Raw genomic sequence first — 20695 nt, 5'->3', positions numbered from 1 at the left:
TGTCATCAGAAGGGCGAGAACATGTCCACCACCTGTTGTCCCACAGGCGGCTGCTGGATTTCGGTCAGACGGCCACGTCCGCCATAGGAAATGCGGGCTTCGGCGATCTTTTCGTAGGAAATCGTATTGCTGGAATCCACGTCCTGCGGCCGCACGATACCGGCAACGTTCAGAATACGGATTTCGTGGTTGACGCGCACTTCCTGCGAACCGCTGATCAGCAGATTGCCGTTTTCGAGAATGCCGGTGACGATGGCCGCAACCTTCAGCGTCAGCGATTCGGAGCGGTTGATAGACCCCTTGCCATCGGTCGATGTCGAGGAATCCGTACTCATGTCTCCATCGGCATCCGGTGCCTTCAGGCCGAAGAGATTGATGGCGGACGACCACTTGAGCGACGTCGCATTGGTGCGCTCGCGCTTGGTATCGTTCGAGAACTTGGCCTTGTCGGCAATCGAGATATTGACCGTCAGCAGGTCGCCCACATGCAGTGCGCGCGAATCCTTGAACAGCGCGGCCTGATTGTCGCTCCACAGCGAATAGCCGTTGCTGACGGCCTTTGCCTGTTTGGGATAGGAGGAAAGCTGCGGCGCCTGACTATAGGTCAGGCCGCTGCCGATCGGGCTCATGGCGGGCGCATTGCCGACTTCCTTGAGGGTCTGGTTCCCGCACCCTGCCAAAGCGACGGAGAGGAACAGCACAGCGCTGCGTTTGCTCATGATGGGTCCTTCGAAGTATTGGGATCTGCCGCGCTGGACATGATGCCTGCCACCTGGGCGGCCTGCTGCGGATCCATTTCGGTCAGGATGAGGCTCGACTGCTTGGCAGGAAGCTTCATGATGATGGCGGCCGCCAGCATGACGTCAACCTTGGCCAGTTGAGGGGCTGCCGCATCGGGCTTCATGTTCTTGTAGATGTCCACGAGCCCGGCTTGCGCCTGATGCATGAACTGGTCACGGCGGGTCAGCCAGTCCTGATATTCGGCCCGGCGCTGCTCCAGCGTGGCGATGCGCTCGTTCACATCTGCCTGCAACTTTTCAAGATCCTGCTTTTGCAGCAGGTAGCGCTGGTCGCGGGCAGGATCGGCAATGCTGGTGCAGAACCGTTGAATGTCATCGGCGCTGGCGTTTCCGGCGGGTATGACCTGCTGCGACGCGCCCGGAAGGGCGGAGAGCAGAACGATGCCAAAAGCAAGCACGAAGCCCTGATTTCGCTTCAGCCGGGAAAAAAGGCGTTCATCGATCATTGCAGTACCAGCTCCGCTTGAAGGGCGCCCGCAGACTTGATGCCTTGCAGGATGGCGATGATGCCGTCAGGCTTCACGCCGATATTGTTGAGCCCGGCCACCAGCGTCCTGAGATCGGGACCGTCCAGGGTCGCCACCTTGCCGCCGTCCTTGCTGGCAACAATGTCGGTCTGAGGCTGCACGGCGGTCCGGCCGTTGGAAAATGCGTTGGGCTGCACCACCTGCGGTGTTTCGTTGACCTGCACGGTCAGCGTGCCATAGCTCACCGCCACCTTGGAGACCCGAACATCGGCACCGATGACGATCGTGCCGGTGCGCTCGTTGATCACGACCTTGGCGGGCGTATCGGTTTCCACCATCAGATTTTCGATCTCGGCCATCAGCTGTGTCAGGTCCGCGGTCGCGGGCTTCTGCACCACCACTTCCTGGCTGTCGCGGGCTTCAGCGATGCGGCTTCCGAAGGTGCTCTGGGCATAGGCATTGATACGGCGCGCCATGCCAAGGGCGGTCGAGAAATCCGGATTGCGCAATTGCAGCACCAGATTGGCCGAATCCTTGAACTTCGAAGGCAGTTCGCGCTCGATGATCGCACCGTTCGGCACGCGGCCCGCCGTGGTCACGCCCTCCGTTACCGTGGAGGCCTGTCCCTGCGCGGTGAAGCCGGACACCACGACCGAGCCCTGCGCCACGGCGTAAATCTGGCCATCGGCACCGGAAAGAGACGTCATGACGAGCGTTCCGCCGCGAAGCGACGTGGCATCGCCGAGCGAACTGACGCTGGCATCGATGCGGCTGCCGGGACTTGCGAAAGGTGGCAGATTGGCCGTTACCATGACGGCGGCCACGTTCTTGGCGGCCGACTGGCCGCCCTGCGTGGAGATGCCGAGATTTTGCAGCATGGCACGCATGGATTGCTCGGTGAAGGGCGATGAGCGCAGGCTGTCGCCCGTGCCTTGCAGGCCCACCACCAGACCATAGCCGATCAGCTGGTTGTCACGGCCCGATTGCAGCGAGGCGATGTCCTTGATGCGGGAGCCCTGCTGGGCAAAGGCGGGCGCGGCAAATGCCAGCGCCAGCGCGATCATGACTGCGATGGAAGGAAAGCGAAGCTTCATTTTGCCATGACCTGCACTGTGCCGTCGGCCATGACCGTTCCTGTAACGATCTGGCCGGAATCGAGATTTCTGACGCGGATGACATCGCCGATATTGGCGTCGTCCATCGGGCTGCCTGCGGCGGAAATGGTGAGATTGCCGATGTTGAACACCAGCTTCAGCCTGTCGCCGCGCGTGACCGCGTAAGGCCTTTTCAGCACCGCCAGCGGAATGGTGCGCCCGGCAAGCAGCGTCTTGGTCGATAACATGCCGATCACTTCCTTGGGGTCGGCCGCATAGCCCCCGGAAAGATTGGGGTTCGTGACCTTCACCACATCCAGCTGGCTGGGCGAAATGGCGGCACCGGGATAGATGATGTCCCGCGGCACCACGGCATAGCGATCCTGCGCTGCCGCCGGCCCCGGCATAAAGGCCAGGCCGAGCGCGACGGCAAGGCAAGCGCCTGCGGTCGAAATCCTGTCTTTCATCCGGCGAAACATCATGTTTGCCCTCCCGTGGGTTACTTGAGGTTCTGGCTGACCACCTTGGCCATTTCGTCAGCGGTGGTGATGACCTTGGAATTCATCTCATAGGCGCGCTGAGCGGAGATAAGGCTGGTGATTTCGGTGACGGAATCGACGTTGGACGATTCCAGATAATTCTGCTTGAGGTAGCCGTAACCGGCATCGCCGGGCACGCCGTTGATCGGCTGGCCGGAAGAGGCGGTTTCCTGGAACAGGTTGTCGCCAATGGCCTTCAGGCCCGCATCGTTGACGAAGGCGGAAAGTTCAAGCTGACCGATGGTCGTATAGGTCGTGCTGCTGCCCTGGAGCACGCTGACTTCGCCCGACTCGCTGATCTTCACTTCCGTCGCATCCGAAGGAATGGTGATATTGGGCAGAACCTTGTAGCCTTCCGTCGTCACCAGATTGCCGCTGTCGTCCTTGTTCAGCGAACCGGCGCGGGTGTAATAGGTGGTGTTTCCGTCGGCGCTCTGCACCTGGAGATAGCCGCGGCCGACGATGGCCACATCCAGCTCGTTGTCGGTTTCGGACAGTTCCCCTTGCGAATGCAGGGTGCGGATGGCAGCCGTCTGAACGCCCAGACCGATATTGGCGCCTTCCGGAACGGTGGACTGGTTGGCGCGGTTGGCCACGCCCACGGCCTTTTCGCTCTGGTACAGAAGGTCGGAAAACTCGGCACGCGACTTCTTGAAGCCGGTGGTGTTGATATTGGCAATGTTGTTGGCGATGACTTCGAGATTGGTCTGCTGGGCGTCCATGCCGGTCGCGGCAATTGCAAGGGCTCTCATTTGCTCTTCTTTCCCTGGGGCTGATGGCTTCTCGTCATCGCGCGACAGAAGCGGGTGTCTTCACGTCATCGGCGGCGCAATGCGCCGCCACGGCCTGCAATCGGTTCAGATCTGCATCTTGGTAATGTCGAGATAGGCGGAGACGAGCTTGTCGCGCAGCGAGAGCGCCGTCTGCAACGTCTGGTCTGCGGCCATCACCGCATCGACCACCTGACGGGTCGTCGCCTTGCCGGTCATGCCGGCAAGGGATGTGCTTTCGGCGCCTTTCAGATTGTCCACCGCCGTGGTCATCATGTTGCCGAGAACCTCACCGAAGCCCAGGCCCGTGGAGGTGCCGGGGGTGGAATTCTGGCCGGTGACACCGGTTGCCGACAGCGCGCCCGTGCCGAGCGAGGCCATGGTGCTTGAGGTTTCGGTTGCCGCCCCCGTGGCCGATGTGGCGAGCCCGCTGATTTTGCTGATGGAATCGATCATTGTGAGCTTTTCAGAAGTTCGAGGGTGGACGAGATGAGGTCGCGCGTCTGCTTGACGGACTGGAGGTTGGCCTCGTAGGTCCGGTTGGCTTCGCGCATGTCGCCCATCTCGATGAGGACGTTGACATTGGGCATTTTCACATAGCCCTTGGAATCGGCCGCCGGATTGCCGGGATCGTATTCCTCGACGAATTTCGACTGGTCGAAGCCAAGCTTCTCGACCTTGACGATTTCCGCACCCGTTGCGTTGTCCAGCTCGGAGCCGAAGGTGATCGTCTTGCGGCGATAGGGATCGGCGCCGGGGGTGTCGCCGGTGCTTTGGGCGTTTGCAATGTTTTCGGAAACGATCCTGAGCCGGGTCGCCTGGACTTCCAGGCCGCTTCCGGCAATTTTCAGGGCGGACGAGAGAGGATCTGTGGCAGTCACGGAATCCATCGGCTTACCTCTTCACTATCATCAGCATCATGCGATTGAAGCTACTCACCAGATTGGTATTGAGCTGGTGCTGCCGTTGAATTTCGCCCATCTTGCTCATTTCATCGGCAATCGAGACCGAATTACCGGAAACCTGAACGCCGATTTCGCTATCGAGCGCGGCTTCCCGGACTTCGACATCGAGATCGCTGTCAAGCTCGTTGGAGGCGAAATGTTTCGGGTTGGTGCGGGCCATGCTCATGGCCTGTCCCGCCATCATCGCGTTGAAGGGCGTAATGTCCTTCGACAAGTATTTCGGCGTATTGGCATTGGCTATGTTTCCGGCAACGACTTCCTGACGCAGCGAGAGCCATTCGGCCTGCCGGGATGCCAAGTCAAAAAGCTGAATAGGTTGCATAGGCTTTCTCCAATCTACGCCTTGGAGACTAGGCCGGTAATCTTGCGTCAGACTTGCGGTAAAAACGGTTGTTGCAGGATGGGTGAAATTTGTGAATGAAAGCTATATCCAATTGATAAATATGTATGTTTCAAAACAGAAAAGGCCGCACCCTTAGGGGGCGCGGCCGCTCGTCAAATACATCTTTTCACCGGGGGGCAAAGCGGGCCGGTGCCTACTGGTTTTCGTAGATCTGGCCCGACGTGGTGACGATCACCCATTTGCCATTGCGCTTTTCAAGCGTGGCCACGCGGCTGTTATCGGGCAGGATCGAACCAATCTGCACCATGAACATGCCGGAAGTATCCTCGATCAGGGCCCGGCCATTGGCGACATGCAGCAGGCGAAACGCGCTGCCGGGAAAAGGCTGCTGCGCATTTTCAATCGGCTTGCGGTCCGGCACCTGCCGCCCGACATCGGAAACGGTCGCCGTTTCAAGCGGATCGACACCCTCCGGCGGCTTCTGCTCGTGATCCTCGCGCGCCACGAGCGCCAGCGGGGAAACGCTGAAGACGTTGCGCGGCGTGGTTTCGGGGAGATCGCGGGTGTGATCCATCGGCGCGGCCCGGAAGCCGAACTTTTCCGGATTGAAGAACACATACCACGGAAACATCGCCGCGCTGCACGCCATGGCAACGCCCGTTGCCGCCAGCATCCGGTCGCCGATCAAGCCCTGGCGGCGCCGGGGGCTGCGCGGCGGCTTCACCGGCTCGTCCGCATCCATGTCGTTCAGGTCAAGCTCGGGCTCTTGCATTGGCATTTCCAGCATTGTTGGCCGCCTTCAGCGCATGGGCGAGATCCGCATAGGCATCGGCGGTCGGACGGTCGGAGGGGGTCTGTTTCAGGACTTCGTAGAGGATCGGCACCTGCTTGATCGCCATATCCAGATCCGCATCGCTACCGGCGCGGTAGCCGCCGATCAGGCGCAGGTCCCGTGTTTCCTCGAAACGGTGAATGAGTGTCTTCAGGCGCGAAACCAGCTTCTCCTGATCCGCCGACCAGGCCTTGCGCGCCAGACGGGAAATGGAAGAGAGCGGATTGATCGGCGGATAACGGCCTTCATCGGCCAAAGTACGGTCCAGCACGATATGCCCGTCGAGAATGCCGCGCGTGCTGTCGGCAATCGGATCGTTGTGATTGTCGCCATCGACGAGGATGGAAATGATTGCGGTAATGGTGCCCTTGCCCTCTTCACCTGGCCCTGCCCGTTCCAGAAGCTTTGGCAGTTCGGTAAAGACAGAGGCCGGGAAGCCACGGGCAATCGGCGCCTCGCCGGCGGCTGTCGCCACCTCGCGGATGGCCAGTGCGAAACGGGTGATGCTGTCGGCAATGAACAGTACGTTTTCGCCCTGATCGCGAAAATGCTCGGCAATGGTCATGGCCGTCAGCGGGGCCATTTTGCGCAGCATCGGGCTTTCGTCACTGGTGGCGACCACGGCAACGGTCTTTGCCATGTTGTCACCCAGCGTATCCTCAATGAATTCGCGCACCTCGCGGCCACGTTCGCCGACAAGGGCGATCACCACCTTGTCGAAGGCATCCGCCCGCGCCAGCATGGAAAGCAACGTGGATTTGCCCACGCCGGAGCCTGCGAAAATGCCAAGGCGCTGGCCCAGGCAAAGCGGGGCGAAAATGTCGATGGCCTTGACACCCGTGCGGAAGCCCTGCTCCACCCGCCGCCGTCCCATGGAGGGTGGCGCCGTCGTCACGATCGGGCGGCGGTCTGCACCGGCGAGCACTGGGCCCAACCCGTCGATGGGCTCTCCCAGCGCATTGATGGTGCGCCCGCACCAGCTGTCGGTCGCACCAACGCGAAAAGCGCCCTTGCGGATGACCGTGTCGCCAATGGCAATGGGTTCACCCGGCTCGATGGGACAGACATAGGCCAGTTCCGGCTCCACCCGCACCACTTCGCCGAGATGAAGCCCGCGCGGACTGCGATGGCCGACGAAATCTCCCAGATGCAGATGCTTCGAAAGGCCTGCAACCGTGTAATGCCCGGCGGCAATGGTGCGCACATGTCCGCCCTGCGCCACCGAATGGGCCGGATCGCCATAGCGCGCCGCAAGACCGGCAAGAGCCGAGAGCTTGCGGTTAGGCTCGATCTGAGGGTGAAACTGCTCGCTCACGGCTTGGCCTTTGTGTTGGGCTTTCAGAAATTGCGGCTTTCAGGAACAACGCCTGGCACGGCGCCGTATCACCGGTGTTATTTACTGCCGCCCAGCGCCTTGATGGTTTCGGCAAGGCTGTTTTCCGTCTGGCCCATGACCGAGGAAATGCTTTCAAAAGCGCGGTTGACCTTCACAAGTTCGGTCATTTCCTGAATGCCGTTGACGTTCGATTGCTCGATATAGCCCTGCATGATGCCGACGGACGGATTGTCCACCACCGGCTGCGGTGTCTGGGTGGTGACGATGCCGCTATTGTCGTAGCGCAGGAAGCCCTTGGTGACATCGGCCTGGAAAAGGCCGATCTGGCTGACCTGGCGGCCATCCTGAACGATGGTGCCGTCGCTGCCGACATGGATCTCGCCGCCATTGCGATTGAGCTGGATCGGGCCGCCGCCTGCATCGAGAACCTTGTAACCGCGCACGGAGACAAGCTCGCCCGTATCGGTCAGGGTAAAGCGCCCGTCTCTCGTGAGGATCTTGCCCGCCGGGGTTTCCAGGCTCATCCAGGCATCGCCCTTGACGGCGAAGTCGAGATCGTTGCCGGTGCGGCTCATTTCGCCGGTGCGCTGCGACAGATAGTCATTGCCCTGCGAAACGAAGGCGACCTTGGCATTGATGTCATTGCCGGTCTTGCTCAGGACCTCGTCGAACTTGACCTCGGTGGCGCGAAAGCCCACGGTGTTCATGTTCGCCATATTGTCGGCAATCGTCGTCAGGCGCCGGTCGAGGGCGCGCTGCGAAGACAGGGATACGTACATTCCCGATTGCATGTTGTTCTCTCCAAGCCTCGAGCTTTCAAGACCAGCAGGCCCGAGCCGCCTTCAGCGCCGTCCGTTCAGGTTTCATGCCTGCGGTGTGGCGCATGTGCTGCGGTTCACGGTTGCTCGTCTCCATCATGGAACGTGGAAGACCGTTCTTGCTTCCTTCCTGCCGGAAAATGCTTGCGCGAAACTGTTCCGGCCTGCGGGCGGGTGAAGAAGTGCCAAACAGGAACATCATCAGCCTCACGCAAGGCAGCGTGCCTATCGGTTGTGCTGAGAAGAAACGTTCCAATACAGGCGCGACATGAATATCATCATCGGATTCATCATCACCGTTGGCTGCGTGCTTGGCGGCTTCATGGCCATGGGCGGCCACATCGAGGTTCTCGTCCAACCGTTCGAACTCGTCATCATCGGCGGCGCTGGCGTTGGGGCCTTCATCATGGGCAACCCGATGAAGGTGGTCAAAGACTCGGGCAAAGCCATCGGAGAGGCCTTCAAGAACGCAGTTCCCAAGGAACGCGCCTATCTGGACGTTCTGGGCGTTCTTTATTCGCTCATGCGCGACCTGCGCACCAAGTCGCGCAATGAAATCGAAGCGCATATCGACAATCCGGAGGAATCCTCGATCTTCCAGGTCGCGCCCTCGGTTCTGAAGAACAAGGAACTGACCTCCTTCATCTGCGATTATGTGCGTCTCATCATCATCGGCAATGCCCGCTCGCACGAGATCGAGGCGCTGATGGACGAGGAAATCAACACAATCCTCTACGACAAGATGAAGCCCTATAACTCCATTCTGGCAATCGGCGACAGTTTCCCGGCCATCGGCATCATCGCCGCCGTGCTTGGGGTTATCAAGGCCATGGCGAAGATCAACGAATCCCCGGAGGTTCTCGGTGGCCTCATCGGCGCCGCGCTCGTGGGCACCATGCTTGGCATCTTCCTGTCCTATTGCCTTTGCAATCCGCTGACATCGCAGATCAAGATCGTCCGCACCAAGCAGCATCGCCTCTACATCATCGTCAAGCAGACGCTTCTGGCCTACATGAACGGCTCCGTGCCGCAGGTGGCGCTGGAATATGGCCGCAAGACCATTTCCTCCTACGAGCGTCCCTCCATCGATGCCGTCGAGCAGGAGATGATGAATCCCGGCGGCGGCAATGAAAAGGCGGCCTGACCATGAACGCTGAACAGGCCAACACGTCCCCTGCCATGGATCAGGCCCTCCTCGCCCGGCTTACCGGCGGCCTTGGCGACCGCCGCACCCTCGAAAAGCTCTGCCAGGATTTCGGCCATCTCTACGGCGAATTCCTGCCGGACGTCTTCCACAGCGAAACCAATCTCTCCGTCGAGGTTTCCTATCTCGACTACAAGTCCGGGCTGATGACCGAGCTGATCGCCGGGCTTGGCGACAATTATGTCCTCGCCGATACGTCCTTGCGCAACTGGTCGCCGAATTTCGTCATGGCCTGCGGCAACGGCTTCATCATCACGCTGATGGAAAACCTGCTGGGCGCTCTTCCTGAATTCATCCAGGAGCCGATCCAGCGGCCGCTGTCGCGCATCGAGCTTGATCTGGCGGTCATGGTGTTCGAGCGCATCGCCAATGTGCTGCGCTCCGGCGTGAATGCGTCTGGCGGCTTCGAGCCGATTGCCGAGCGTCCCCATAACTGGGAGGACCGCCCGAAGCCGGAAGCCGACCATGTGGACGAATATGCGGCTCTCATTCACATGAGCATCCGGCTTGGCAAGGTCGTGTCCGATTTTGCGCTGATCATTCCGCAAAAGGCCCTGCTCAAAACCGCCGTGACGTTGCCGAAATCGAAAAACCAGCCCTCACGCGGGCGCAAGGACTGGGCCGAACAGATGGCCGAGCAGGTGCGCAAGGCCAATGTCATGCTGGAAGCGCGCATCCGGCTGGAACAACTGACCCTTGCCACCGTGGCGCGGCTTCAGCCGGGCGATGTCATTCCGTTTCTGGAAAAGGGCGATGTCAGCGTCGATGTCAGCGCCCACGGCAAGGACCTCTACAGTTGCGAATTCGGCCGGGCGGGCGACCGTTACACGGTTCGCGTGAAATCCACTTACAGTTCAGACAATGACATTCTGCGTCACCTGATGACCTGACGTTTATCGCCTGCGCGTGTGAAAGTGCAGGTTGAGGCAAGTTTCAAAGGGAATAATAGTTTCATGGCACCGAAAAAAACACCTCAGACCGATGACGATGCGCTGGCCATGCCGGCAGGCGAAGCCGATCTCGATCAGGCGATCGACGATCTGCGCGGCGTCCTGAAAACCGATAGCGACGGCGGCCTCGGCGACTTTGGCGATTTCGGCGGCACCTCGACCGGCGGCCTTTCCGATTTCGAAAGCGATTTCGGCGGCGGCGAGCCTGCCAGTGATTTTGGCGGCTCGGATTTTGGCGGCTCGGATTTCGGTGGCTCCGATCTCGGCGGTTCCGATTTCGGCGGCGCCGACCTTGGCGGCTCGGATTTCGGCTCTTCCTCCTCCTCCTTCGGCGGCGGAGAAAGCCATCAGGCTCCCGGCAGCGCGCTCGACGCCAATATGGACCTCATCATGGACATCCCGATCGATGTCCAGATCGTGCTGGGTTCCAGCCGGATGCCGGTTTCCGCGCTGATGAGCCTTGAAGAAGGCGCCACCATCGCACTCGATAAAAAGATCGGGGAACCTGTGGAGATCATGGTAAATGGTCGACGGATTGCCCGCGGTGAGATTACTGTTTTAGAAAATGACGACACGCGATTCGGCGTGAAGCTGATCGAAGTTTTGGGCAGCAAGGCGTCCTGACCCCAGTTCGGGCCAGAGAGGAAAGACCATGATGGACTTTGACGATTTCGGCGGCCCGGTTGCGGGCAAGCCCCTGAGCCAGGCGGACAAGGCGGCAGCCGTCCTTCTGGCCATGGGCAAGGGCGTTGCCGGAAAATTGCTGAAATATTTCACCCAGGCGGAATTGCAGACGATCATTTCCTCGGCCCAGACGCTGAGGACGATTCCACCGGATGAACTGGCCGAACTCGTCAACGAATTCGAAGACCTCTTCACCGAGGGCGCCGGCCTTATGGACAATGCCAAGGCCATCGAGGAGATCCTCGAGGAAGGGCTGACCCCCGAGGAAGTGGATGGCCTGTTGGGCCGCCGCGCCGCCTTCCAGTCTTATGAGACCTCCATCTGGGACCGCTTGCAGGATGCCGATCCGGATTTCATCGCGAAATTCCTGATGCGCGAGCATCCGCAGACGGTTGCCTATATCCTCTCCATGCTGCCGTCTTCCTTCGGCGCCAAGGTGCTGGTGAAGCTGCCCGACAGCCGCCGTGCCGACATCATGAACCGTACGGTCAACCTGAAGAATGTCAGCCCGCAGGCCGCGCAGATCATTGAAAATCGCGTGATCGAGCTGATCAACGAGATCGAGGCAGAGCGCAACTCCACCGGCACGGCCAAGGTTGCAGAGCTGATGAACGAACTGGACAAACCCCAGGTCGATACATTGCTCGAATCTCTGGAAACGATCAGCAAGGAATCGGCCACCAAGGTTCGGCCGAAGATCTTCCTGTTCGAAGACCTGCTCGCCATGCCGCAGCGCAGCCGCGTCATGCTGCTCAACGACATCTCAGGCGACATTCTCACCATGGCGTTGCGTGGGGCATCGGGAGAAATCCGCGAATGCGTGCTCTCCGCCATCAGCCCGCGTTCGCGCCGCATGATCGAATCCGACCTGCAATCGGGCACGACCGGCGTCAACCCACGCGAGATTGCCATGGCGCGCCGCGCCGTGGCGCAGGAGGCCATTCGCCTTGCCAATGCCGGCCAGATCCAACTCAAGGATCCGGAAGCCGAGAAGAAGGAAGACGAAAGCGGCACCGCCGCCGCCTGAGGCAGGCTTTGTTGATAAGGCGGGACGTTTCGCCATTTGCGATTGAAGGCCGGGAGAATGGGGGCTACCCTCTCCCGGCCTTGCTGTTTTCAAGCCGTGGGGTGCCGCAGCATGTTCAGGCCGGACCGGAACCGCGTTTTCCGGATGGACATGCAGTAACTCTTTGAGCTGTCCCATCGGAAAAAGGCGAAGCTGCGATGGCGGAAGACGACGACAAGGAAAGCAAAACAGAAAGCCCGTCGGAGAAAAAACTCCGCGATGCCGTGGAAAAGGGCAATATCCCGATGTCGCGGGAGGCCGCGCTCTTCACGGCGATGCTGGCATTTTATGTCTATCTGGTGTTCTTCCTGCCGGACGCGGCCGCGCATCTGGCCGAAACGCTGAAGGATCTGTTCGAAACGCCCGATCAATGGCGATTGACGACGCCGACCGACGCCCTTTCCCTCATGACCCATCTCGGCTGGCAGATGCTTGCCATCCTGACGCCCATTCTGCTGATGTTGATGCTGTTCGGCCTCACGCAATCCTTCGCCCAGCATCTGCCGAGCTTCGTTCTGGACCGTATCCAGCCCAAGTTCGAGCGGGTAAGTTTGATGAAGGGCATCGAGCGGATGTTTTCGGTGCCGGGCATGGTGGAATTCGGCAAATCGCTGTTCAAGATCGTGGTGGTGGCCATCATCATGGTGCTGGCGCTGCGCGGCGAATATTTCGGCACGCTCAATGCGATGTTCTCCGATCCGCAGATCATTTTCGTCAAGCTTTCCGCCATCATTCGCGAAATGGTCATCATTCTTCTCTTCGCCACCGGACTGCTGACGGCGGTGGATGTGGGCTGGCAGCGATACCACTGGTATCAGGAACTGCGCATGACCAAGCAGGAGGTAAAGGAAGAACACAAGCAGACCCAGGGCGACCCGGTCGTCAAATCACGCCAGCGCTCCGCCCAGCGCGACCGCGCCCGCCGCCGCATGATCCAGAACGTGCCGCGCGCCACGCTGGTCATTACCAACCCCACCCACTATGCAGTGGCGCTGCGCTATGTGCGCGAGGAAATGGGCGCGCCCATGGTGATTGCCAAGGGTCAGGATCTTATTGCGCTGAAAATCCGTGAAATTGCCCAGGAAAACAATATTCCGATTTTTGAAGACCCACCTTTGGCCCGCTCCATGTTTGCGCAAGTCTCGGTCGATAGTGTGATTCCACCAGTATTTTATAGGGCCATCGCAGAACTGGTACAGCGAATCTACGCTGCGGAGGCCAAGAAGAAGAGGCGGATGCGCTAAAAATATGAGAAAATGCGAATATACAACAACCCGCGAAAAGATTGTTGCCGAAGCTATTAGTCCTGTCGCCTCCGAGTTACGGTTGCTGGATGCAGCCGATCTTATTTCGCTTATTCGCTTCGAGTTTTTCGGCAATATATCCGATCTCGTTTCTTCCGCAGCAGAGTTGTATTTTCATCCCGGCACCATCAATTTCGGTGCGGGCGGGGATTACAGGCTTGATTGGGGCGACGTTCCGGAAGTGGTTCTCGACCTGGAAATCAAGCCGCGCGATGTGACAATCTATGCGCAACTGACGCTGACGCGCGACTATGCCGGGCTGGAAATCAACCATATTTCCTTCCAGCATCCTTCGGACGATCCGGATGCGAACACGGCTTTCCTGGCCCAGAGCCTGTCGGAAGCACGCTTCATCCCCAATCATCCGCAGCCGAGCATGGCCGCCTGAAGAAGTCGAGTCTTTGTTGATACGCATTTCCAAACGGACAATGCAGCAAAAGCGCCGGCCTCCCGGCGCTTTTGCCGTTTCCGGCACTGGCCGTTACCAATCCATCTTACCTTGCAGGCCTTGAGCCGAGAGGACGAAAAAGGGAGACGGGCAAGGATTTTTTCGGTGGGGAAAGGGTGGGGCGCGCCTGCAATATGGCGCGGCTGCGCCGGTCCAGTTCCCCGTCATCCTCCAGCATCATGCTGACATTGTAGCGCTGCGGTCCCATGAATTCCTTCGTCATTTTCAGACCAATGCCGAAGTGATTGACCGAAACGGGCGAAAGACGACGCATCTCGGCCATGGCATCGGCAAGATCGGTCCATCCTGTCTGGTCCAGAATCAGTTGGAGGGCGGCCTCGAAACGCCGGCGAATATCGGAACTATCGGCAGGCTGCACGATCTTCAGGCGGATCTGCATGATGCGTCCGGTCGAATCGCCGCGGACGACCATGAAGAAAGACGGAGCATCCGCATCCGGCTTCAGCGCCACTTCCGTGGTCTCGCTCACGCATTCGAACATGGACGCATCGGCAGCAGCCGCCGTCCAGCCGCCATTTCCAAGCCCGGCCTTCTGCATGGCCGTGCAGAAACGGGCACCGTCGGCGTGAAAATAGCGAAGAAACACGGCCTGCTCGAGAAGCGGCGGCACAACCAGAAACCGTTGCGGCAAGCGCAGCGTCAAAGGCGGAATTCGCCGCCCGCGCAGCGAAATGGTTTGTTCTGCCCTATCCTGCCGCGTAGACGCGGGAAAGAAATAGTCCAGAAGAAGCAGCAGATGCCGCTCGTCGCGCGCCAGAAGCACCGTCAGCAAAAGCCCCACCACCACCAGCAGCGAAAGCGCCAGCAGCACGCCAAGGCGCCGCCGCCCGTTGCGGACAGGCCTGACCGTGACCAATTGTATTGCCGGCGCATCTCCGCTCTTTTTCACCGTCACCTCTGCCGCTTGCGCCCGCCCCGGCATGTCATCGGGCGCCATGCAGGACATCTCTTGAACCTGCAGCGCCGTGCGTTTTATCAAACGCACGGCGCTGCAACACTTCAAATCCGTGCGATGGTTTTCATCTTAAACCGATTCCGGTTTAAGGAATCATACAGTAGAGGAAATTCGCGACCATATGGCGGAATTCCATGGCCTTGTTCGCTCACGCTACAACATTAGAGTTTCCTACAATTATTTTTTAATATTTTGCGCATATACGACCTTGGATGGATGGGCGCAGTTCTCGTGGAGGAGAACGAACGACCGGCGGCGCCATTTCATGTGAGTTTTGCAAGGTCGCATCCGGCCGGTGGTGGAAGGACCTGCACCGGGCTGGGAGGCCTTTATGAAAAACGTGCCCGTCATTGGAAAAATGCTGGTGATACTCAGTCTTTTTGGCCTGTTTGTGCTTGGAATGGCAGGCTATAGCGGCCTCAAGATCGGCGAGATCGACTCCGCCTACAGCAATTTGCTCGATCAGGAATCGGCAGCCACCCTGGCCCTTGCGCGCGCCAACCGCTCCATGCAAAACATTCGCGCCGCCATGGGCGATGTCATGATGGCGCGCAGCGATGATTTCAGCGACCGGGCCACAAAGGAAATCAACGCGACCAAAGAGGGCTTCGTCAAATACATGGACACCGCCATGGCCGCCTTGCCTGCCAATCAGGCCCTGGCGCCATTGAAGGCAAAAACCCTCAAGGTCATGAACGAAACCTGCGGCAAAGCGCTTGAGCTTGGCGACAAGGCAACGTCCGACGCCGACATCGCGGCAGCGCAAACCGTTTACCTCGCCGAATGCCAGCCGGCTTTCGCGGAAATTGCCCCGGAGTTTACCCAGGTCGTCAACGATATTAACAAGGGCGCCTCGAAGCGGAGCGATGACCTTTCGGCGCTTGCCAATTTCACTCGGAATGTCAATCTGGCCAGCAGCCTCGCCGGTCTTGCTGCGGTCATGGCGCTTGGCTTCTTTGCCATACGCAGTTGGCTGGTGATACCGCTTCGCCGTCTGGCGGGTACCATGGAAACGCTGGCCTCCGGCAATCTTTCCGCCACGATCGAAGGGATTGACCGGCGCGATGAGGTGGGCGGCATGGCGCGCGCCGTGCAGATCTTCAAGGATAATGGCTTGCGCGCCCGCGAGGCCGAGCGGGAGGCAGAAAGCAATCGCAACCTCAACGAGGCCGAACGGGCCCGCACCGCCGAACAGGAGAGGCAGCGTGCAAGCGCAATGGCGCAGGCCACGGAAGGGCTTGCATCCGGCCTGAAACGCCTCTCGCAAGGCGATCTCACCGTGCGGCTTTCCCAGCCCTTCTCGCAGGAATTCGAAAGCCTGCGCGCCGACTTCAACGCCACGGCCGAGCAACTGAGCGAAACGCTGACCTCCGTCGCGTCTGCCACCGGCTCGATTGAAGGCGGATCGCGGGAAATCAGCCAGAGCGCCAACGATCTTTCAAAACGCACCGAACAGCAGGCGGCAGCCCTGGAAGAAACCGCCGCCGCCCTGGACGAAATCACCGCCAATGTCTCCAACTCTTCCAAACGTACCGAAGAGGCCCGCAGCGTCGCGGCAGAAGCCAATGCCTCAGCCCGCCAATCCGGCGCGGTGGTTGCCAATGCCGTCGATGCCATGCAGCGGATCGAGCAATCCTCCAGCCAGATTTCCAATATTATTGGCGTGATCGATGAGATTGCCTTCCAGACCAATCTTCTGGCGCTGAATGCCGGGGTGGAAGCCGCACGTGCCGGTGAAGCGGGCAAAGGCTTTGCCGTCGTTGCCCAGGAGGTCCGCGAGCTTGCCCAGCGCTCGGCGCAGGCCGCCAAGGAAATCAAGGAACTGATCCGCAATTCCGCAAACGAGGTAGAAAACGGTGTCAAACTCGTAACCGCGACCGGCGAGGCCCTGAAGGTCATTGAAAGCCATGTCGTCAACATCAATTCGCAGCTTGACGCGATTGCCACCTCCGCCCGTGAACAGGCCACCGGCCTTGCCGAGGTAAACACCGCAGTCAACCAGATGGATCAGACCACGCAGCAGAACGCCGCCATGGTGGAGGAAGCCACCGCCGCCAGCAGCAGCCTTGCATCGGAGGCAACCCGCCTGCGCGAGCTGGTTGGCCAGTTCAAGCTGGATGGCCGCCTGCCAGCAGCCGCAAAAGCCCCGTCCGCCACGGCAAAACCCGCGACCCCGCCGCCTGCTGCCCCGGCCGCTGCCCGCACGGGCAAATCGGCTGGCCGCAAGCCCGCCCCCGCCGACGCCAGCACCAGGCCGGTACAATCCCCCGCCCGCCGCATGGTCGGCCAGGTGGCACAGGCACTCGGCATCGGGAGCGCGCCGAAGGGTGAGGAATGGGAGGAATTCTGATCGGCCCTTCCCTTCTTGATTGAATGCCCCTTCATCTGCATAGTCGCCGAGCGGCCATGATCGAAGACCTCAGACTTCGCTTATGGCCGCTCGATCATCTTTGCGCCACAGGGCAAATCCAACCGGCGGGAAGCAAGGCGGCCTCGAACGATTGCAGGCAGGCGCGATGTTCTGCTTCGCCCATATAAGGACGCTGCGACGTGGTGGAGACTCTCGGAACCGGACGCTTCCGAAGAAGGGATAATGACAATGACCGATGTCACCAGGTCCCGTGTCTCGAGCGCTCAAAATCAACAACAGGACATTGTCCCTTTCAGCGAGGCGGTAAAGGTCTGGGCGCGCGTTGCCGCCCTCAGTTTCGGCGGTCCGGCCGGACAGATCGCCGTGATGCATCGCATTGTCGTCGATGAGAAGAAATGGATAGGCGAGCATCGGTTTCTGCACGCCTTGAACTATTGCATGGTGCTGCCGGGGCCGGAAGCCCATCAACTGGCCATCTATATCGGTTGGCTGCTGAACAGAACGAAAGGCGGCCTGACTGCTGGCCTGCTGTTCGTATTGCCCGGCTTTCTGGCCATGCTTGCCCTCAGTTACCTCTATGTGATCTTCGGCGGGGTCAGCGCCATCGAGGGCATGTTTTTCGGGCTGAAATGCGCAGTCCTCGCCATTGTCATGCAGGCCGTGTTCCGCATCGGACGCCGCGCCATCAAAAACACGCCGATGCTGGCGATTGCCGCGGCGGCCTTCGTCGCCATCTTCATCCTTCATGTTCCCTTTCCTTTGATCATCCTCGGGGCCGGTATCATCGGCTATGCGGGCGGGCGCGCAGGACTGCCCGCCTTCGGGGTCGGGGCAGACCACAAATCCGGCCCGATAAAAATTCTGGAAGATCGAGACTCCGCTCTCGGCGAAGATATACCGCACCATGCCAGACCCGATCTGGCATGGTCGCTGAAGATTTCCGGCGCTCTGGCAATCATGTGGCTTGCGCCAGTGGCAATACTGGTCGCAACCCTTGGATGGGATAACGTCTTCACGAAAATCGGACTGTTCTTCAGCCAAATGGCCGTTGTCACGTTCGGGGGCGCATATGCCGTTCTGGCCTATGCTGCCCAGGCCGCCGTGGAGAGCCATGGCTGGCTACGTCCGGGCGAAATGCTCGACGGTCTTGGCATGGCCGAGACAACGCCCGGCCCGTTGATCATGGTCACACAATTCGTGGGGTTTCTGGCAGGCTATCGTGATCCCGGCGTTCTGTCACCCTTGGCCGCCGCGACGGTCGGGGCAATGCTGACGACATGGGTCACATTCCTCCCGAGCTTCCTCTGGATATTCGCCGGAGCGCCCTTCATTGAAAAATTGCGCGGCAATGCGGCATTGAGCGGCGCCATGTCGGCCATCACGGCTGCCGTCGTCGGCGTTATCCTGAACCTGACGATCTGGTTCGGGCTTCACGTCCTCTTTGCCGAGATCAGGACGGTCTCAGCAGGAGGATGGACAATGGACCTGCCGGTCATCAGCTCGATTGCGTGGCCCTCGCTGGCGCTGACTTCTCTTGCCGCCGTGGCGATCTTCCGGCTCAAGCTATCGGTGGTCACGACCCTGCTGGTTTGCGCGGGATGCGGCTTGCTCTATCGCCTGATGTGACAGTCAATCCGCAATCGCAGAGGTGAAACGCCACGATAATCATGATTTCCTTGGGAAGAGAATGGTGCTGCGAAAGAGGATTGAACTCTCGACCTCTCCCTTACCAAGGGAGTGCTCTACCACTGAGCTACCGCAGCATCTTTTCGGTTCGTGTTACCTCGACCGAACGAGGGGCCTATTGCCACAGCTTGATTCCAAGCGCAAGCGACAAAACGAATTTCCTGTCATAAAATGTGGAACTTCCTGTTTTTACTCATTTGCGTTATGAAGCCTGCATGACCGACAATTCCGATGCCGACAAAGCTCCCTCTCCCGCCGAACTGCGCCGCCAGCGCGCAGCCCAGAAGCTGCGGGAAAACCTGATGCGCCGCAAGACGCAGGCGCGGGCACGCCGCGCAGGCGAGGCCGATGACACGACGGGCCTTCCCGCCGCAAAATTGCCCGATGCCGAGGTTTAGAGCATTTACAGGAAAAGTGTAGTCGCGGTTTTCCGTCCGGAAATGCGGGTAAACAAAAGCTTGGAGCGTCTCGACCTCACTCAAGAAGAACCTTCCCCCACGCCATGTTTGCGGGCGGGCCTTGTTTTCCCCTAAAACCATCGCTTGCGGGTTTTCTTTAAACATCAAACCCACTAAGAACAGGCCATTACAGATGCTGGCGCGGCGGGCTGCAAGACTGACAGCGGCCCCCAAGGCAGGGCATATCAACCAGGAAAGGCGGGGGCAGGCTTGCCCCTTGAGTGACACAGATGGATCGCATCAGGATTGTTGGCGGCAACACACTAAACGGCATCATTCCCATTTCCGGCGCCAAGAATGCCGCCCTGCCCCTGATGATCGCCTCCTTGATGACCAGCGATACGCTGACGCTGGAAAACGTGCCGCATCTGGCCGATGTCGAGCTTCTGCTGCGCATTCTCGGCAATCACGGCGTGGACATTTCCGTCAACGGACGGCGTGAACGCCAGTCCGGCAGCTATGCCCGCACCATTCATTTCACCTGCCGCACCATCGTCGATACCACCGCGCCTTACGATCTCGTCTCGAAAATGCGGGCAAGCTTCTGGGTCATCGGACCGCTTCTGGCGCGGGAAGGCCGGGCGCGGGTGTCGCTTCCCGGCGGCTGCGCCATTGGCACGCGCCCGGTGGATCTCTTCATCGACGGCCTGCGGGCGCTGGGCGCCAGCATGGAGATCGACAGCGGCTATATCGAAGCCACCGCGCCCAAGGGCGGCCTGATCGGCGCAAGCTACACCTTCCCCAAGGTTTCCGTGGGCGCAACCCATGTGATGATGATGGCCGCCGCTCTGGCGCGCGGCGCCACGACGATCCATAACGCCGCGCGCGAGCCGGAAGTCGTGGATCTTGCCAATTGCCTTAATGCCATGGGCGCGAAGATTTCGGGCGCGGGCACGGCCACGCTCACCATCGAAGGCGTCACCTCGCTTTCGGGTGCGCGCCATCGCGTGTTGCCCGACCGTATCGAAACCGGCACCTATGCCATGGCGGTTGCCATGACGGGCGGCAACGTGACGCTGGAAGACACCGATATTGCCCTTCTGGATACGGCAATAGAGGCGCTTCGCCGGGCAGGCGCCGAGATTTCGCCTGTCGATGGCGGCATTCGCATCATCGGCCATGGCGATGCCATCCGCCCCGTTGACATCGTGACGGAGCCCTTCCCCGGTTTCCCCACGGACTTGCAGGCGCAGTTCATGGGCCTCATGACCCGCGCCAGAGGTGTGGCGCATGTTACCGAAACGATTTTCGAAAATCGCTTCATGCATGTGCAGGAACTGGCGCGCCTTGGCGCAAAAATCACGTTGAACGGCCAGACCGCCCGCATTGAAGGGGTTCCCACACTGCGCGGCGCACCGGTGATGGCAACCGACCTTCGCGCCTCCGTCTCGCTCGTCATCGCCGGACTGGCGGCGGAAGGCGAAACCCTGGTCAATCGCGTTTACCATCTGGATCGCGGTTTCGAGCGGCTGGAAGAAAAACTGACCCGCTGCGGCGCGATTGTCGAGCGAATCAGCGGCTGATTGCTGCATCGGGATGGTTTGCGCCGTTGCCAAGCGGCGGCGCAACGCCTATCTCCAGAGC

General features: G+C 59.9%; 22 protein-coding genes and 1 tRNA gene. 10 read left to right on the top strand and 13 right to left on the bottom strand.

Annotated features, from left to right (window positions below; all coding sequences use genetic code 11):
• Positions 1-5 precede the first annotated feature (5 nt).
• The 11 genes from flgH to flgF all read right to left on the bottom strand — a co-directional run bounded on the left by flgH (position 6) and on the right by flgF (position 7937).
• Positions 6-719: a flagellar basal body L-ring protein FlgH gene (flgH, locus tag T424_RS0105195; RefSeq protein WP_027486778.1), complete on the bottom strand. Its 714-nt coding sequence runs from the start codon at positions 717-719 to the stop codon at positions 6-8.
• The gene (locus tag T424_RS0105190; protein ID WP_051558800.1) at positions 716-1246 is read right to left on the bottom strand and encodes a MotE family protein; all 531 of its coding nucleotides are present in this window, start codon (positions 1244-1246) and stop codon (positions 716-718) included. Before T424_RS0105190 ends, flgH begins: the two co-directional genes overlap by 4 nt.
• Entirely contained in the window at positions 1243-2361 is a 1119-nt protein-coding gene (locus T424_RS0105185) for a flagellar basal body P-ring protein FlgI (RefSeq protein WP_027486776.1), read from the bottom strand. The genes T424_RS0105190 and T424_RS0105185 overlap by 4 nt, the downstream gene beginning before the upstream one ends.
• Positions 2358-2843 carry a flagellar basal body P-ring formation chaperone FlgA gene (gene flgA / locus T424_RS0105180; protein ID WP_027486775.1) on the bottom strand — a complete coding sequence of 162 codons (486 nt, stop codon included), beginning with the start codon at positions 2841-2843 and terminating at the stop codon, positions 2358-2360. The genes T424_RS0105185 and flgA overlap by 4 nt, the downstream gene beginning before the upstream one ends.
• Positions 2844-2860: 17 nt before the next feature.
• Entirely contained in the window at positions 2861-3652 is a 792-nt protein-coding gene (gene flgG, locus T424_RS0105175) for a flagellar basal-body rod protein FlgG (RefSeq protein WP_027486774.1), read from the bottom strand.
• A gap of 105 nt (positions 3653-3757) precedes the next feature.
• Positions 3758-4126 carry a flagellar hook-basal body complex protein FliE gene (locus tag T424_RS0105170; RefSeq protein WP_027486773.1) on the bottom strand — a complete coding sequence of 123 codons (369 nt, stop codon included), beginning with the start codon at positions 4124-4126 and terminating at the stop codon, positions 3758-3760.
• Entirely contained in the window at positions 4123-4560 is a 438-nt protein-coding gene (gene flgC, locus T424_RS0105165) for a flagellar basal body rod protein FlgC (protein WP_027486772.1), read from the bottom strand. The genes T424_RS0105170 and flgC overlap by 4 nt, the downstream gene beginning before the upstream one ends.
• A gap of 4 nt (positions 4561-4564) precedes the next feature.
• Positions 4565-4957, bottom strand: a complete 393-nt coding sequence (flgB, locus tag T424_RS0105160; protein WP_027486771.1) for a flagellar basal body rod protein FlgB — start codon at positions 4955-4957, stop codon at positions 4565-4567.
• A 214-nt stretch (positions 4958-5171) separates the two neighbouring features.
• The gene (locus T424_RS0105155; RefSeq protein WP_245269431.1) at positions 5172-5750 is read right to left on the bottom strand and encodes a flagellar protein; all 579 of its coding nucleotides are present in this window, start codon (positions 5748-5750) and stop codon (positions 5172-5174) included.
• A complete protein-coding gene (fliI, locus tag T424_RS0105150) occupies positions 5731-7125 on the bottom strand; it encodes a flagellar protein export ATPase FliI (protein WP_037066663.1) in 1395 nt (464 codons plus the stop codon). Before fliI ends, T424_RS0105155 begins: the two co-directional genes overlap by 20 nt.
• 77 nt (positions 7126-7202) lie before the next feature.
• Positions 7203-7937, bottom strand: coding sequence for a flagellar basal-body rod protein FlgF (flgF, locus tag T424_RS0105145; protein ID WP_027486768.1), 735 nt, complete (start codon positions 7935-7937; stop codon positions 7203-7205).
• Between the two features lie 295 nt (positions 7938-8232).
• On the opposite strand from flgF, the gene motA reads away from it, so the two are divergent.
• From motA to T424_RS0105105, 6 genes are all read left to right on the top strand, one after another.
• A complete protein-coding gene (gene motA / locus T424_RS0105135) occupies positions 8233-9108 on the top strand; it encodes a flagellar motor stator protein MotA (RefSeq protein ID WP_027486766.1) in 876 nt (291 codons plus the stop codon).
• On the top strand, positions 9105-10058 hold the full coding sequence (locus T424_RS0105130) for a FliM/FliN family flagellar motor switch protein (RefSeq protein ID WP_027486765.1): 954 nt from the start codon (positions 9105-9107) through the stop codon (positions 10056-10058). Before motA ends, T424_RS0105130 begins: the two co-directional genes overlap by 4 nt.
• 63 nt (positions 10059-10121) lie before the next feature.
• Positions 10122-10742, top strand: coding sequence for a flagellar motor switch protein FliN (fliN, locus tag T424_RS0105125; RefSeq protein ID WP_027486764.1), 621 nt, complete (start codon positions 10122-10124; stop codon positions 10740-10742).
• Between the two features lie 28 nt (positions 10743-10770).
• Complete coding sequence (gene fliG, locus T424_RS0105120) at positions 10771-11829, top strand: flagellar motor switch protein FliG (RefSeq protein ID WP_027486763.1); 1059 nt, start codon at positions 10771-10773, stop codon at positions 11827-11829.
• A gap of 197 nt (positions 11830-12026) precedes the next feature.
• Positions 12027-13112, top strand: a complete 1086-nt coding sequence (flhB, locus tag T424_RS0105110; RefSeq protein WP_027486762.1) for a flagellar biosynthesis protein FlhB — start codon at positions 12027-12029, stop codon at positions 13110-13112.
• A gap of 4 nt (positions 13113-13116) precedes the next feature.
• The gene (locus T424_RS0105105; RefSeq protein ID WP_027486761.1) at positions 13117-13560 is read left to right on the top strand and encodes a hypothetical protein; all 444 of its coding nucleotides are present in this window, start codon (positions 13117-13119) and stop codon (positions 13558-13560) included.
• A 106-nt stretch (positions 13561-13666) separates the two neighbouring features.
• Here T424_RS0105105 and T424_RS0105100 read toward each other — a convergent pair whose 3' ends face one another.
• Positions 13667-14578, bottom strand: a complete 912-nt coding sequence (locus T424_RS0105100; protein WP_154664804.1) for a DUF6030 family protein — start codon at positions 14576-14578, stop codon at positions 13667-13669.
• Positions 14579-14927: 349 nt separating this feature from the next.
• Here T424_RS0105100 and T424_RS0105095 point away from each other — a divergent pair, with 349 nt between their 5' ends.
• Together T424_RS0105095 and chrA are read left to right on the top strand one after the other, a co-directional pair.
• Entirely contained in the window at positions 14928-16946 is a 2019-nt protein-coding gene (locus tag T424_RS0105095) for a methyl-accepting chemotaxis protein (protein WP_027486759.1), read from the top strand.
• A 249-nt stretch (positions 16947-17195) separates the two neighbouring features.
• Positions 17196-18593, top strand: coding sequence for a chromate efflux transporter (chrA, locus tag T424_RS0105090; RefSeq protein WP_027486758.1), 1398 nt, complete (start codon positions 17196-17198; stop codon positions 18591-18593).
• A 62-nt stretch (positions 18594-18655) separates the two neighbouring features.
• Here chrA and T424_RS0105085 read toward each other — a convergent pair.
• Positions 18656-18730 (bottom strand) — tRNA-Thr (locus tag T424_RS0105085).
• Between the two features lie 138 nt (positions 18731-18868).
• Between T424_RS0105085 and T424_RS0105080 the strand changes: the two genes are divergently transcribed.
• Positions 18869-19051 (top strand): hypothetical protein, encoded by a 183-nt coding sequence (locus T424_RS0105080; RefSeq protein ID WP_027486757.1) that lies wholly within the window; start codon positions 18869-18871, stop codon positions 19049-19051.
• 290 nt (positions 19052-19341) lie between these two features.
• Positions 19342-20634: a UDP-N-acetylglucosamine 1-carboxyvinyltransferase gene (gene murA / locus T424_RS0105075; RefSeq protein ID WP_027486756.1), complete on the top strand. Its 1293-nt coding sequence runs from the start codon at positions 19342-19344 to the stop codon at positions 20632-20634.
• The last annotated feature ends 61 nt before the right edge of the window (positions 20635-20695 follow it).

Origin of the sequence: Allorhizobium undicola ORS 992 = ATCC 700741 (assembly GCF_000621665.1) — a bacterium.
GTDB classification, from domain to species: Bacteria; Pseudomonadota; Alphaproteobacteria; order Rhizobiales; family Rhizobiaceae; genus Allorhizobium; species Allorhizobium undicola.
Note: the sequence above shows the minus strand (reverse complement) of the source record. Positions and strands in the feature narration are given on the sequence as shown.

Bases quoted from the DNA above. Each gene is read 5' to 3' on its own strand.
- T424_RS0105080 (WP_027486757.1), top strand. From the start codon at position 18,869: ATGACCGACAATTCCGATGCCGACAAAGCTCCCTCTCCCGCCGAACTG.
- T424_RS0105170 (WP_027486773.1), bottom strand. From the start codon at position 4,126: ATGATCGATTCCATCAGCAAAATCAGCGGGCTCGCCACATCGGCCACG.
- chrA (WP_027486758.1), top strand. From the start codon at position 17,196: ATGACCGATGTCACCAGGTCCCGTGTCTCGAGCGCTCAAAATCAACAA.
- flgA (WP_027486775.1), bottom strand. From the start codon at position 2,843: ATGATGTTTCGCCGGATGAAAGACAGGATTTCGACCGCAGGCGCTTGC.
- T424_RS0105190 (WP_051558800.1), bottom strand. From the start codon at position 1,246: ATGATCGATGAACGCCTTTTTTCCCGGCTGAAGCGAAATCAGGGCTTC.
- T424_RS0105105 (WP_027486761.1), top strand. From the start codon at position 13,117: ATGAGAAAATGCGAATATACAACAACCCGCGAAAAGATTGTTGCCGAA.
- T424_RS0105155 (WP_245269431.1), bottom strand. From the start codon at position 5,750: ATGCAAGAGCCCGAGCTTGACCTGAACGACATGGATGCGGACGAGCCG.
- flgC (WP_027486772.1), bottom strand. From the start codon at position 4,560: ATGGATTCCGTGACTGCCACAGATCCTCTCTCGTCCGCCCTGAAAATT.
- motA (WP_027486766.1), top strand. From the start codon at position 8,233: ATGAATATCATCATCGGATTCATCATCACCGTTGGCTGCGTGCTTGGC.
- fliN (WP_027486764.1), top strand. From the start codon at position 10,122: ATGGCACCGAAAAAAACACCTCAGACCGATGACGATGCGCTGGCCATG.
- flgB (WP_027486771.1), bottom strand. From the start codon at position 4,957: ATGCAACCTATTCAGCTTTTTGACTTGGCATCCCGGCAGGCCGAATGG.
- flhB (WP_027486762.1), top strand. From the start codon at position 12,027: ATGGCGGAAGACGACGACAAGGAAAGCAAAACAGAAAGCCCGTCGGAG.
- murA (WP_027486756.1), top strand. From the start codon at position 19,342: ATGGATCGCATCAGGATTGTTGGCGGCAACACACTAAACGGCATCATT.
- T424_RS0105185 (WP_027486776.1), bottom strand. From the start codon at position 2,361: ATGAAGCTTCGCTTTCCTTCCATCGCAGTCATGATCGCGCTGGCGCTG.
- T424_RS0105100 (WP_154664804.1), bottom strand. From the start codon at position 14,578: ATGGCGCCCGATGACATGCCGGGGCGGGCGCAAGCGGCAGAGGTGACG.
- T424_RS0105095 (WP_027486759.1), top strand. From the start codon at position 14,928: ATGAAAAACGTGCCCGTCATTGGAAAAATGCTGGTGATACTCAGTCTT.
- flgH (WP_027486778.1), bottom strand. From the start codon at position 719: ATGAGCAAACGCAGCGCTGTGCTGTTCCTCTCCGTCGCTTTGGCAGGG.
- flgF (WP_027486768.1), bottom strand. From the start codon at position 7,937: ATGCAATCGGGAATGTACGTATCCCTGTCTTCGCAGCGCGCCCTCGAC.
- fliG (WP_027486763.1), top strand. From the start codon at position 10,771: ATGATGGACTTTGACGATTTCGGCGGCCCGGTTGCGGGCAAGCCCCTG.
- flgG (WP_027486774.1), bottom strand. From the start codon at position 3,652: ATGAGAGCCCTTGCAATTGCCGCGACCGGCATGGACGCCCAGCAGACC.